This is a genomic window from Erythrobacter sp. R86502, assembly GCF_042466465.1.
In the GTDB taxonomy this organism is placed as follows: Bacteria; Pseudomonadota; Alphaproteobacteria; order Sphingomonadales; family Sphingomonadaceae; genus Erythrobacter.
Genome location: NZ_JAXHCJ010000001.1, coordinates 1,133,664 through 1,146,981, shown reverse-complemented (window position 1 = coordinate 1,146,981; position 13,318 = coordinate 1,133,664). Strand labels below are relative to the sequence as shown.

Annotated in this window: 10 protein-coding genes; 7 read left to right on the top strand and 3 right to left on the bottom strand. The window is 59.5% G+C overall.

Annotated elements, in window-relative coordinates; all coding sequences use genetic code 11:
* Nucleotides 1–2 precede the first annotated feature (2 nt).
* Nucleotides 3–1,325 (top strand): amidohydrolase, encoded by a 1,323-nt coding sequence (locus tag SJY33_RS05480; protein WP_379923526.1) that lies wholly within the window; start codon nt 3–5, stop codon nt 1,323–1,325.
* Between the two features lie 102 nt (nt 1,326–1,427).
* Here SJY33_RS05480 and SJY33_RS05475 read toward each other — a convergent pair whose 3' ends face one another.
* Nucleotides 1,428–1,607, bottom strand: a complete 180-nt coding sequence (locus SJY33_RS05475) for a hypothetical protein (protein ID WP_379921590.1) — start codon at nt 1,605–1,607, stop codon at nt 1,428–1,430.
* Nucleotides 1,608–1,706: 99 nt separating this feature from the next.
* Nucleotides 1,707–3,305, bottom strand: coding sequence for an isocitrate lyase (locus tag SJY33_RS05470; RefSeq protein WP_379921588.1), 1,599 nt, complete (start codon nt 3,303–3,305; stop codon nt 1,707–1,709).
* Nucleotides 3,306–3,485: 180 nt separating this feature from the next.
* Here SJY33_RS05470 and SJY33_RS05465 point away from each other — a divergent pair, with 180 nt between their 5' ends.
* The 6 genes from SJY33_RS05465 (at nt 3,486) to SJY33_RS05440 (ending at nt 12,354) form a co-directional block, all read left to right on the top strand.
* Complete coding sequence (locus tag SJY33_RS05465; RefSeq protein WP_379921587.1) at nt 3,486–4,847, top strand: short-chain fatty acyl-CoA regulator family protein; 1,362 nt, start codon at nt 3,486–3,488, stop codon at nt 4,845–4,847.
* Between the two features lie 123 nt (nt 4,848–4,970).
* On the top strand, nt 4,971–6,356 hold the full coding sequence (locus SJY33_RS05460) for a TIGR03013 family XrtA/PEP-CTERM system glycosyltransferase (protein ID WP_379921586.1): 1,386 nt from the start codon (nt 4,971–4,973) through the stop codon (nt 6,354–6,356).
* Entirely contained in the window at nt 6,353–8,479 is a 2,127-nt protein-coding gene (gene prsK, locus SJY33_RS05455) for an XrtA/PEP-CTERM system histidine kinase PrsK (RefSeq protein ID WP_379921585.1), read from the top strand. The genes SJY33_RS05460 and prsK overlap by 4 nt, the downstream gene beginning before the upstream one ends.
* Entirely contained in the window at nt 8,479–9,843 is a 1,365-nt protein-coding gene (gene prsR / locus SJY33_RS05450) for a PEP-CTERM-box response regulator transcription factor (RefSeq protein WP_379921584.1), read from the top strand. The genes prsK and prsR overlap by 1 nt, the downstream gene beginning before the upstream one ends.
* Complete coding sequence (locus SJY33_RS05445) at nt 9,827–11,323, top strand: tetratricopeptide repeat protein (RefSeq protein ID WP_379921583.1); 1,497 nt, start codon at nt 9,827–9,829, stop codon at nt 11,321–11,323. The genes prsR and SJY33_RS05445 overlap by 17 nt, the downstream gene beginning before the upstream one ends.
* 41 nt (nt 11,324–11,364) lie before the next feature.
* A complete protein-coding gene (locus tag SJY33_RS05440) occupies nt 11,365–12,354 on the top strand; it encodes a bile acid:sodium symporter family protein (protein ID WP_379921581.1) in 990 nt (329 codons plus the stop codon).
* Here SJY33_RS05440 and panB read toward each other — a convergent pair.
* The gene (gene panB, locus SJY33_RS05435) at nt 12,339–13,211 is read right to left on the bottom strand and encodes a 3-methyl-2-oxobutanoate hydroxymethyltransferase (protein ID WP_379921580.1); all 873 of its coding nucleotides are present in this window, start codon (nt 13,209–13,211) and stop codon (nt 12,339–12,341) included. The genes SJY33_RS05440 and panB overlap by 16 nt on opposite strands.
* Nucleotides 13,212–13,318 lie beyond the last annotated feature (107 nt).

Sequence of the window (13,318 nt, the reverse complement as noted above, 5' to 3'; positions counted from 1 at the left end):
ATATGAAGCGCGCATGGTTATTGGCCGGAGCATGTCTGCTGGCAGCGACCGCGCCCGCACACGCGGATGATCTGCGTGATGCCGTGGCGGCCGATATGCCTGAACTGATGGCGTTGTATCGAGATCTTCACGCCAACCCCGAATTAAGTTTTCAGGAAGTCGAAACCGCACGAAAGCTTGCCATCCGTGCGCGCGCTCTCGGTTTCGACGTTACAGAAGGCGTCGGAAAGACGGGCGTTGTGGCGGTTCTGCGCAACGGAGAAGGTCCCACGGTAATGGTGCGGGCTGACATGGACGGGCTGCCGGTCATCGAGCAGACCGGGCTGCCCTACGCCTCGACCCGCCGGGCCGTGCCAGCCACTGGAATCGAAACCGGAGTGATGCACGCCTGTGGTCATGATACGCATATGGCCGCATGGATCGGCACGGCGCAGCAGCTGGTTGCGCGGCGTAATCAATGGTCGGGTACGCTTGTCATGATCCTGCAGCCGGCTGAAGAAATTGGCGAGGGTGCCAAGGCCATGCTAGATGATGGCCTTTATACCCGCTTTCCCAAGCCCGATTATGTGATGGCGTTTCACGATGCGGCGCAGGCACCTGCGGGCATGATCGGTTACGCCAAGGGCTTCGCGCTCGCCAATGTCGATTCGGTCGACATCGTGGTGCCGGGTGTGGGCGGGCACGGCGCTTACCCGCACACCACCAAAGATCCGGTGGTGCTTGCATCGAGCATCGTCATGCGACTGCAGACGCTGGTAAGCCGCGAACTTGATCCGACAGATCCCGCCGTTGTGACAGTCGGCAGTTTTCAGGCAGGCTCCAAACACAACATCATCCCCGATGAAGCACGGTTGCAGATCACGGTGCGCAGCTATTCGGATGAAACGCGCAAGCACCTTCTGGACGGAATTGCGCGGATCGCCCGCGGAGAGGCCATCGCTGCCGGAATGCCTGAGGCAAAGCTTCCGCGTGTCAGCATTGCCGATCCGTATACCCCTGCCACTTTCAATACGCCTGCGTTGACTAACCGCGTTGCGGCGTTGCTCAAGCCTCGATTTGAAGGCCGCGTGTCTGAAGTATCGGCGGTGATGGGCGGTGAGGATTTCAGCCAGTTCTATCGCGCTGACCGCGACAATGTGGAATCGCTGATCCTGTGGGTCGGCGGGGTGAAAGCCGATGAATGGGAAAAGGCGCAACGTGGGGAGATGACCCTGCCATCGCTGCATTCGCCGTTCTGGGCCCCTGACGCGCCTACGGTAATCGCCACCGCGACCGAGGCGCTGACCGCCGCGACGCTTGATCTGATGGCGAAGACCGGCGGGTAGAACCCCACTCGTCCAAAAATTCGGCCGCCGAAATGCTTCCTTTGACAGAAGCCCTTCGGCGGCCGTTTCTCCTCCCCAGGAGAACTGGTACTCGGCTTGCGCTTACGATGGAACGTAAGTGCCGAGCCGGTGATGCAGAGCATTGATCTTCGCCAGCTCTTCACGATCTTCAGTGTTGCGGGCATGGCTTTCGAGCGCCCGGCGCAGCAATTTCATATCGGCGGTCGAAAGCAGTGCGCGTGCGCGCGCAGGCTCGGGATTCGAAGTTTCGGTATCGCTCATCGTCACTCTCCTAGGGTGAATACCCGCAAACCTTAGGCGGGTTTGCGGGCAACCGGAAGGCCACAATAAATTGCAGCCTTCCTGCCGCTCTCCCTGAGGCTATGCTGCCTCGAACTGGTTCATGGTGTTGTGCGCGCCGCCTGCTTTCAAGGCGGCTTCACCGGCGAAGTATTCCTTATGATCATCGCCAATGTCGCTGCCGGACATGTTCTGGTGTTTCACGCAAGCGATGCCCTGACGAATTTCTTCACGCTGCACGTTCTTGACGTAACCCAGCATCGCCTGCTCGCCGAAGTACTCGCGGGCCAGGTTGTCGGTGCTGAGCGCCGCGGTGTGATAGGTCGGCAGGGTGATGAGGTGGTGGAAGATCCCGGCCCGCGCCGCGCCGTCGCGCTGGAAGGTGCGGATCTTCTCGTCAGCTTCGGCGGCAAGATCGGTGCCGTCGTAGTCGACGCTCATCAATTTGGCGCGGTCATAGGCCGACACGTCCTTGCCCGCCGCTTCCCAGGCGTCGAACACCTGCTGGCGGAAGTTCAGCGTCCAGTTGAAGCTGGGCGAGTTGTTGTAGACCAGCTTGGCGTTCGGCACGACTTCGCGGATGCGATCCACCATCTCGGCGATCTGTTCGACATGCGGCTTTTCTGTCTCGATCCAGAGCAGGTCGGCACCGTTCTGAAGGCTGGTGATGCAGTCCAGCACCACCCGGTCGACACCCGTGCCTGAGCGGAACTGGTAAAGGTTGGAAGGCAACCGCTTGGGAGCAAGCAGCTTGCCATCGCGGCTGATGAAGACCTGGCCATTGGTGATGTTGGCTGGATCGACTTCATCGGCATCGAGGAAGCTGTTGTATTGATCGCCCAGATCGCCCGGCTCCTTCGAGAACGCGATCTGCTTGGTCAGGCCAGCGCCGAGCGAGTCGGTGCGGGCCACGATGATGCCGTCGTCGACACCCATTTCGAGGAAGGCCATGCGGCAGGCGCGGATCTTCTGGAGAAAGTCTTCGTGCGGCACAGTGACCTTGCCGTCCTGGTGACCGCATTGCTTTTCGTCCGACACCTGATTTTCGATCTGCAGCGCGCAGGCGCCCGCTTCGATCATCTTTTTGGCAAGAAGGTAAGTCGCCTCGGCGTTGCCGAAGCCTGCATCAATGTCGGCAATGATCGGAACGACATGTGTTTCATAATTGTCGATCGCGTTTTCAAGGCGCTTTGCTTCAACGGCATCGCCCGTTTCGCGGGCTGTGTCGAGCGCGCGGAAAATCATGCCCAATTCGCGCGCGTCCGCTTGCTTGAGGAAGGTGTAGAGCTCCCCGATCAGCGCGGGCACCGAGGTCTTCTCGTGCATCGACTGGTCAGGCAGGGGGCCGAATTCGCTGCGCAGCGCGGCGACCATCCAGCCTGAAAGGTACAGGTAACGTTGCTTGGTTGTGCCGAAGTGCTTTTTAATCGCAATCAGCTTTTGCTGAGCGATGAAGCCGTGCCAGCAGCCAAGTGATTGTGTGTACTGGGCAGGGTCTGCATCATAAGCTGCCATGTCGGCCCGCATGATCTTCGCGGTGTACTTGGCGATGTCGAGACCTGTTCCAAAACGATTCTGGATCGCCATGCGGGCAGCACTTTCGGGATCGATTGCGCCCCAGCTCGGCCCATTCGCCGTGACAATTTCGCGCATCCGGGTGATCGTGTTCTGGTAGGTCATGAGCATCTCCTGTCCGTCCTGGGGAGTGGTGCGCGTCCCGTTGGGATTTGCGCCGATGGATGGATGTGCTTTGACCTGCTGCAGCGCAGCGCAACAGAGAAACTTACAAAAATTCGTGTCGCTAAACGGACATTCACCTGTGATCTTGTGTCAATCAGTAAATTTATTTACAAAAGTGCTATGGCTGATACGAACCTCCTTGCTGGACCTGCCTTGCGCCGACTGCGCAAACGAGAAAGCCTGACACAAGCCGCGATGGCGAGCATGCTTGGCATTTCTCCGTCATATCTCAATCTGATTGAACGAAACCAACGCCCTCTGTCAGCGCGCGTGCTGGTCCAAGTGATCGAGCGTTTCGACTTCGATCCGCGGTCTTTACGAGAAGATGATGCGATTGGCGGCTTGGATGGTCTTGTTCGCCGCATGAGCGACAAACGGTTTTCCGATCTTGGTATTGATCGGGAAGAGGTCCAGGAGTTTCTTGCTGCAGCACCGCAGGTCGCGGCCGCTTTTGCGCGCCTTTATGATGCGCCGGGTCATTCGGACGGAGTCGAGCCAATGCTGGTAGCGGACAGCGACGCGTCTGCCCGGCGTGCGATTGAGCGGTGGCAAAACCATTTCGCCGATCTCGATCACGCCGCGGAAAGTCTGGCGGACGAACTGCGTCTATCGCGCGGGGAAATCAGTGCGGCATTATCAGAACGACTGCGCGAAAAGCATCAGCTTTCGGTCCGCATCCTCCCGGCCGAAGTCATGCCGGGGCTGGTCCATCGGCTCGACCTGCATGCACGGCAATTGCAGCTTTCGGAAATGCTGCCCGGCGCTGCGCGGCGGTTCCAGATCGCCCGGCAGGTAGGGGCGCTGGAAATGCGCGAGGCTTTCGATACGCTCGTTGCAGGAGCGAACCCGTCCAGCCCCGAAGCGCGCAAACTGCTGCGTGAGCATATCACGAACTATTTCGCGGGTGCTTTGTTGCTACCCTATGGCCGGTTCCTTCGCGCCTGCGAAGCGACAGGGTATGACATAGCGGTGCTGCAGCGCCGCTTTGCCGTAAGCTTCGATCAGGTCGCAGACCGGTTGACCACCCTGGGCCGGGTCGGAGAGCGCGGGCTGCCGTTCTTTACCGCAACGCTCGATCGCGCGGGACGAATGACGCATTTTGTTGCTGGCGGGAGCGGTGCGGTCTTTCCACTTGATGGCGCGCGATGGCCCGCCTGGGTGCCATATGCCGCCTTCGAGCGCCCTGGCACCGTGTTGACGCAAGCTGTTACCTTTGGCGAGGGTGAAGCGACGCCGCGGCACTGGTTTATCATCACGCGTACAATTGATGGCGATGGTGTGATGTGCGCGGGAAGACGCGCCGTAGTGCTCGGCATCGAAGCGCGCTTTGCCGGAGAATTGGCCTATGCCCGCGGAGTGTCGCTTGATCGCGATGATGCCGTTCCCCTTGGCGTGCCTTGTGGGCGATGCGGCAAACCTGAATGCCTGACACCCGCACCAGCGCGGATTGCCAGTTCGCTGCCAAGGCCTCGGACTGAGTAGTGAAAGGCGCATTAACTGTCGAACCCGGCAGAAAACCGCGCTTTCACCATGGTGTAAAATTTACCGACACTTAAGGTCTCAGCTTTAGATGAAGGCGGGCATGTAGCAAAGGCCACCCGTCGAATGATCCGCCTGTTCAAGCATTATATCCCGCACGCCGTGCTTTTGCTCGGGATGCTCGATCTTGCGCTTCTTGTATTGGCGAGTGAAATTGCCTGGCAATGGCGTGCGCACCAGATCGGGATTGATGCAGGTGCCATCAGCGGGCGTGGTCTGGCCCTGTTCGGTACTGCCTCGGTCATCTGGCTCGCAATGATAGCGGTCGGTGTTTACGGGCCGTATGCACTGCGATCCTTGCGGTTTGCCGGCGCACGGGTTCTGGTTGCGATCAGTCTCGGAATCATCGCGCTGGCGGTGATCGACTTCCTTTTGCCAAGCGAGCTCTTCTGGCGATCCACCCTGCTTTATACGATGGGGCTTGCGATCGTGGTTCTGGTGGCGGATCGGCTGCTGCTCAATTCGTTCCTCGGCTCTTCCGCGTTTCGCCGCAGAGTCATGGTGCTTGGCGCAGGGGACCGGGCACAACGCCTGCGCGCCTTAGGCGAAAAGCCCGAAACAGGCTTTGCAATCGTCGCGTACATCGCGATGAGCGAAAATCAGCGGCAGGTGGAAGAAGCGATACCGCGTGAGGCAATCCATGATCTTGGCCGCTTTGTCGAAAATCTCGGCGTATCCGAAGTGGTGCTCGCCTTGCAGGAGCGTCGCAACGCTCTACCGCTCAAAGACCTCTTGCGGATCAAGACCAAGGGTGTCCACGTCAACGATTTTTCCAGCTTTATCGAACGCGAAACGGGCCGCGTCGATCTGGATACAATCAACCCCAGCTGGCTGATTTTTTCCGACGGCTTTTCCAGTTCGCGCATGTTTTCCAGCGCGCTCAAACGTATATTCGACGTTACAGCCAGTGTTATTCTACTGACACTGACATTCCCGCTGATCGCGATTTTTGCAGCGTTGGTGAAGCTGGACAGCAAGGGGCCGGCATTCTTTCGGCAAAAACGGGTCGGCCTTTATGGTCAGACCTTTACGCTCGTCAAACTGCGGTCAATGCGCACCGATGCGGAGAAGGACGGGGCCAAATGGGCGGAACAAAACGATCCGCGAATCACGCGGCTCGGTCGTTTCATTCGCAAGGTCCGGATTGACGAATTGCCGCAGACGTGGAGCGTGCTGAAAGGCGAAATGAGTTTTGTCGGCCCGCGACCCGAGGTGCCTTCTTTTGTCGAAAGCCTAGAGGAAGAAATCCCCTTTTACGGCGAAAGGCATATGGTCAAACCGGGCATTACCGGCTGGGCGCAAATCAACTATCCGTATGGCGCATCGGTTGAGGATAGCCGCTGCAAGCTTGAATATGATCTCTATTACGCGAAGAATTATACGCCCTTCCTCGATTTTGTGATCCTTTTGCAAACACTGCGCGTTATCCTATGGCCGGAGGGTGCCCGGTGACATGGCTTGCAGACATTTCGCCGCTTGCCGGGGTTCTGGCATGGATTGCAGGCGCTATGCTGAGCGGCGGGGCCGCAGCATGGATTTGGCGTCACGGCGAACTCACGCGCCCTGATCGCACCGCTTTGATGGTTGCTGCCTTTGTCAGCATGGCATGGTGCACGTTCGCTGCCGCGCTGGGGGCGGATCACCCTGCGACCATTCTTGCCGCGATGACGCGCAATATTGCCCTGATTGCGACCATATTCTGCCTGTTTGCTGCCGATGGCCGGACTGCGACCCTGAAACCTGTTCGCCCAGTGATCGTCGCGCTGGTAATGGTCCAGCTGCTTCAGCCGTTCGTCCTGCTTGTAGGGCTGCGCGTAACCCAGGTGCCGATTGTTACCACCGCGATAATCGAAGCGCGGGCGTTGATCGATATTCTGGTGGCGATCGGTGCGCTCATGCTGCTGCATAACCTTTATGCCGGTGCCGCCACGGTCCTGCGACCTGTGCTGCGCTGGACCGGCATCGCGCTGGCCGGAACTTTCGCCTATGACCTGAACCTGCAGACATTGGCCTATCTTAACGGAGCGCCCGCGGGAGCGCTGGGCGAATTGCGCGGACTTTTTGCCGGCATCATGGCGATGCTTTTCGCGCTCGGTACGAACGCCGTCGGCCCAAGAGTGCAATTCAACCCTTCGCGGGCCGTGACGTTTCGCACCCTGTCACTACTGCTTATTGGTGGCTATCTTGTTGCCATGGCGCTCGTAACAAAGTCGCTCGCGCTTATCGGCGGAGAGGCGGCCCGCGCCAGTCAGGCCTTGTTTGTCGTATTTGCGGTCATCGGGGCCGCAGTGGTCCTGCCATCGCAGCGCATGCGCGGATGGATGCGCGTGACCGCGACCAAGCATCTTTTCCAGCACCGATACGATTACCGGCAGGAATGGCTGCGCTTCACCCGAACCATCGGACGCAGCGGTACGGGCAACGCCAGCCTTGAAGAGCGCGCGGTCAAAGCCTTGGCTGACATTACCGAAAGCCCCGCCGGCCTGCTTTTGATGCCTAATGACGAAGCGCAACTCGAACTGAATGCGCGTTGGAACTGGCCGACAATCGCAATTCCTGCGGTTGCAGGCGAATATGCGCTGTCGGGAATTCTCGAACAACACAACCTGGTTCTAGCGCTTGATGAAGCGCGCGGCGGGATCGATCACCATGGCGAGGCTGCCCTGGTTCCCGATTGGCTGATGGAAGCTGATGATGCCTGGGCTCTGGTTCCGCTCATCCATTTCGATCGACTGGTCGGGGTGATCGTGCTCGCCCGTCCGCGCAATCCGCGTCAGCTTGACTGGGAGGACTTCGACCTTCTGCGCGTGGCAGGGCAGCAATTGGCAAGCTACCTGTCCGAACAGGCCGGTCAGCAGGCGTTGATGGACGCTAGCCGGTTTGACGAATTCAACCGCCGCATGGCGTTTGTGATGCACGACATCAAAAATCTGGTCAGCCAGCTTTCGTTATTGGCGGCCAATGCCGAAAAGCACGCTGATAACCCGGCCTTCCGTGCCGACATGCTGGTGACGTTACGCAATTCCGCTGACAAGCTTTCCGCACTGCTCGCGCGGCTGGGCCGTTATGGCTCGGGTCAGGTCAATGCGCTTGCTCCGATTGAACTGGTCGATTTGGCCAGATCGATTGCCGACCGCTTTAAGGGCGGGCACGCGGTCGCTTTGACCCGCGAAGACCCCGTCAGGATCATGGGCAACCGGGAAGCGTTGGAGCAGGCCCTGATCCACTTGGTTCAAAACGCGATCGACGCCAGTGAACCCGGCATGACTGTGTTTCTCGACGTTGCCGTTGATGGACTGTACGGTGCGATCGACGTGGTTGACGCGGGCAAAGGGATGAGCCCGTCATTCGTGCGGTCCGGATTGTTCAAGCCGTTCGTATCATCGAAGGCGGGCGGCTTTGGCATTGGCGCATTTGAAGCGCGCGAACTGGTGAAGGCGATGGGTGGGCGTATTGCGGTGCAAAGCCGCGAGGGCTTGGGTACCCGGTTTTCTGTGGCGTTGCCGCTTGCCGAAGCGGTGCAATTGCTCAGCGGCCAACACCATCATGACAGCACTGCGCAGGAGGTCGCATAATGGCAGACAGGAAACCCGTGCTGTTGGTGATCGAGGACGATCCGGGCCTGCAAGCGCAGCTCAAATGGGCGTACGACGATTTCGAGGTCGTGATTGCGGGGGACCGCGACAGCGCGATTGCCGCACTGCGTTCCGAAGCGCCGGGTGTGGTCACCCTTGATCTGGGATTGCCGCCCGATCCCGATGGTACGACCGAAGGGTTTGCAGTGCTCGACGCGATCATGGCGCTTAAACCCGATACCAAGGTGATTGTCGCTTCAGGCCATGGCGCACGCGAAAGCGCGCTGGCGGCGATTTCGCGGGGGGCTTATGATTTCTATCAGAAACCCATCGATATCGATGCACTTGGCCTGATTGTGCGACGCGCATTCAACCTGCGCACAATTGAGGAAGAGAACCGCCGCCTCGTCGCATCAAGCAGTGCGGACAAGACTGTGCTCGGCCGCCTGATCACTGGTGCGCCTGAAATGGTCAAGGTTGCCCGCACCATCGAACGCGTCGCGAAAACCAGTGTATCCGTGATGCTGTTAGGGGCGAGCGGCACCGGGAAGGAACTGCTTGCCAAGGGTCTGCACGATGCAAGCGACCGTGCTGGGGGCCCTTTCATCGCCATCAATTGCGCGGCAATCCCGGAAACTCTGCTGGAAAGTGAGTTGTTCGGGCATGAAAAGGGCGCCTTTACCGGTGCCGTAAAGACCACCGAAGGCAAGATTGAAAATGCCGACGGCGGCACGTTGTTTCTTGACGAGGTGGGCGACATTCCCTTGCCGCTTCAGGTCAAGCTGTTGCGGTTCTTGCAGGAACGCACGATCGAACGGGTCGGGGGACGCAAGGCGATAGCGGTAAACACCCGGATTGTGTGCGCCACCCATCAGGATCTGGAAAGCATGATCCAGCAGGCGCAGTTCCGTGAGGACCTGTTCTACCGATTGGCGGAAATCGTAGTGCGAATTCCCGGTTTGGCCGAAAGGCACGGTGATCCAGTTCTGCTTGCCAAAGTGTTTCTCAAACGGTTCTCGGCCGAAATGAATCCGACCGTCACCGGCTTTGCCGCTGATGCGCTTGCCGCGATTGATGCGCATGATTGGCCCGGCAACGTCCGCGAGCTTGAAAACCGGGTTAAGCGCGCCGTCATCATGGCGGATGGCAAGCTGGTTGGCGCAGATGATCTCGACCTTGGGGCAGGCACGGATGGCGGATCCGATGTCCTGAACCTCAAATCTGCCCGTGAAGCAGCGGATCGGCGCGTGATCCGCCACGCCCTTTCACGCAGCGAGGGCAATATTTCAAACACAGCCAAGCTGCTCGGTATCAGCAGACCGACGCTGTACGATTTGCTCAAACAATATGACTTGCAGGCGTAAGGCCCCCATTGCACTTGCAGCGCTGCTTGTAACGTTGGCTGGCTGTTCGTCATCGCGCGAAACAGGTTCGTCCAATACCGAGACGGCACCGCTTCCCCCTCAGGCCGAGCGCCTTCTGGATGAAACGCGCACGACGATCGCTGTTGGTCGGCTTGCTGATGCTGATGCTCTTATCGCTGGTGCCCGACGGCTGGCGCCCGATCACCCCGATGTGTGGGTTGCCTTGGCCCGGCTGCGTTTTCGGCAGGGCGAACATCTTCACGCGATCGAGGCGGTTGACCGCGCCATCACGCTTGGCCCTGATCATCCGCCAGCGCTGCTTTTGCGTGCACAAATGGTGCGAGATGCGCATGGCTTTGCGGCGGCCCTCCCATGGTTTGAAGCCGCCTTGGCGGCAGACCCGTTTTTCGCTGAAGGCTGGGCCGAATATGCGGCGACCCTGGGCGATGGGGGCCAAGCTGGCGACATGCTGGAGGCCATACGAACGATGGCCAATGTTGCGCCTGACGATCCGCGGGTGGCTTTCATGCAGGCGGTGCTTGCAGCACGGGGGGGCGAGTATGCGACGGCGCGAAGCTTGCTATCGCGCAGCGGCCTGACAAAGAATGGTGTCCCTGCCGCGCTGCAGTTAGACGCCGTGATCAGCCTCGCCGAAGGAAACGCCGACAGCGCATCCGTGATCCTCGAAAGCCTGACGCAGCGCCAGCCGTCCAATACGCGGTTGCGAGAAATGCTCGCCAAGGCATTGTTCGATGCGGGGCGGACCGATGAGTTGATTGATCGCTTCGGCGAGGAGGCTGCGACGCCTCAAGCCTCGCGCTACCTTTTGATGCTGGTGGCACGTTCCCTTGAACACAGTGGCGACCGCGTTGGCGCCGCGCCCCTGTTGGCGCGCGCTTATCGTATGGCTGATCGCTGGCCGATCCCTTTTGCCGTGCGAGAGGGTCTTCCCGGCCCCACGATTGCGGCCAGGACAGCGGGTGTTGCCGGTAACTGGCCCAAGGCCATAGCTGACACGCAGGCCCTGTCCGACCAGTTCCCGGCATCGGCAGATGTTGCGGTTTTGGCAGGTGATGCAGCGCTGGGCGGCGGGAATTGGCGGTCGGCGCTCGGCTTTTATCAGATGGCCACCCGGGTTAGGCGGCCGTGGGGGCTCACGCGCAAGATTTCGTACGGCTACCTCCGATCTGGCGATCCTGCAGCAACACATTCGATCCTGGCCCGTCATGTGGCCAGTGATCCCGAAAATGCGAGCGCGGTGATCGCGTTGGCAGAAAGCCTGGGGCGGCGCGGCGACTGGCTGCGCGCTAGCCAATTGCTCGATCACGCGATGAGCCTCGGTACTGGCCACGATCCTACGGTGTTGGGATTGCGATTGCGAGCTGCGCTGGCCCTGGGAAACCGTCATGATGCGTACCGGTTTGCTGCTTTGCTGGCCGACATGCGCCCACGATCTTTGGTGCCATCTGGCCCACGCTGATCCTCGACAAGCGGACTGCGGCAGGGCACGGCGCTGATCATATGTTAAAGATCACGATGTCGCGCTTGCCGCTATTGTCCGATCCGATGATCGCTGTGCTAATTGCAGCAACCGGAATTGCACTCCTGTTTCCTGCGACCGGAGAAACAAAGGAAGCCGCGAGCAGCATTTCCAACGCGGGTATATTTTTACTGTTTCTCATCAATGGCATGCGAATCCGCCGGGCCGAGATCGTACGTGGACTGTCCAACTGGCGCTATTTCGGGCCATTGATCATATTCGTGTTTCCCGGAATGGCGATGCTCGGACTTGGCTTTGCACACCTTGGCGGCGGCGCTCTTCCTCCGATGGTTGCTTTGGGTTTCGTCTACCTTGGATGTCTGCCTTCTACGGTGCAATCTGCCACCAGCTACACAAGTCTGGCGGCTGGCAACGTCGGTCTGGCTGTCGTTGGTGCGGCGCTTATCAATATTGTCGGCGTTTTTGTCAGCGCACCACTTTTTGCATTGCTCGCGGGTGAGGCGGCGGGCGCGATCGGAAACGAAGCGATCGTCCGTATCGGTCTGATACTGGTTCTTCCGTTCGTCGTCGGCCAGATCGTTCAGGGACGCGTAATCGACCGGATTGCCGCGCACCGATCGCAGATTGCGTGGCTGGACCGGGCGGTAATTGGCATCGCGGTCTATGTGGCGTTTTCGGGTGCGGTCGAGCAAGGACTGGGTGCGATGCTCGCTACGCGCGATTGGCTGATACTGGTTGCTATGGTACTTGGCATGCTGGTGATTGCACTGGCAGCAGCGTGGACGAGTGCGAAGCTGCTGGGACTGGTTCGGGCAGACCGCATCGCGTTTCTGTTTGCCGGTTCACAGAAAAGCGTCGCAATTGGCGCGCCGCTGGCCGCCATCTTGTTCCCTGCCGAAAGCGCCGGTTTTGTCATAGCCCCGCTGCTGATCTATCACCTTGCTCAGCTGGTGCTGGCCGCACCCATGGCGGCGCGAATGGTCAAAGGTCGGGATCAGGCCTTGGGCTGATAAGTCTGATCTTCGCCCGGGAAGCTGCGGTCGCGCACTTCTTCGGCGTAACGGGCCACGGTACGATCGATCAGGCCTGCGATATCTTCATACCGCTTCACAAAGCGCGGCACCCGTTCGAACATTCCCAGCATATCGTCGGTAACAAGCACCTGGCCATCACACTGCGCCGATGCGCCAATGCCGATAGTGGGGCAGTTCACCGCCTTCGTCGCTGCGATTGCAATGGGCTCCACAACACCTTCAATCACGATCGAAAAAGCCCCGGCGTCATCCAGCGCCTTGGCATCGGTGACGATTTTTTGAGCTTCAGCATCTGAACGCCCTCTTGCACTATAACCGCCAAGAACATTCACTGCCTGCGGCGTCAGACCGACATGGCCCATAACCGGAATTCCGCGATTGGTCAGAAAAGCAACGGTTGGTGCCATGGCTTCACCGCCTTCCAGCTTTACTGCAGCAGCGCCAGTCTGCTTCATAAGGAAGGCCGCGCTTTCAAACGCCTGTTCGGGCGATGCCTCGTACGATCCGAAAGGCATATCGATCACCACGACAGACCGGTACGATCCGCGCACGACAGCCGCGCCGTGGTTCGCCATCATCTCCAGTGTGACCGGCACGGTAGAAGGAAGCCCGTAAATCACCTGACCAAGAGAATCCCCCACCAGCAGCATATCGCAATGCGGATCGAGAATTTGCGCCTGCCGTGCGGTGTAGGCGGTCAGCATAACCAACGGCTGGCCCGTTACACCCTCTGTCTTGCGCGCACGGATCACTGGCACGGTCAGCCTGCGCATCGGTTGCGGGGTGGGGTTGGCGCGGCTGGTGCTGGTATCGAGCTGGAAGGTCGTGGACATGGCATAAGGCTCTAGCGGGTGCGCACGTCGGGGGAAAGCCTGCGCTTTGCCGCTTGTGTTGCGAGCCTGTTGCGCTAGCGTTACAGCCTGATGGTCGCGCAGGGGAT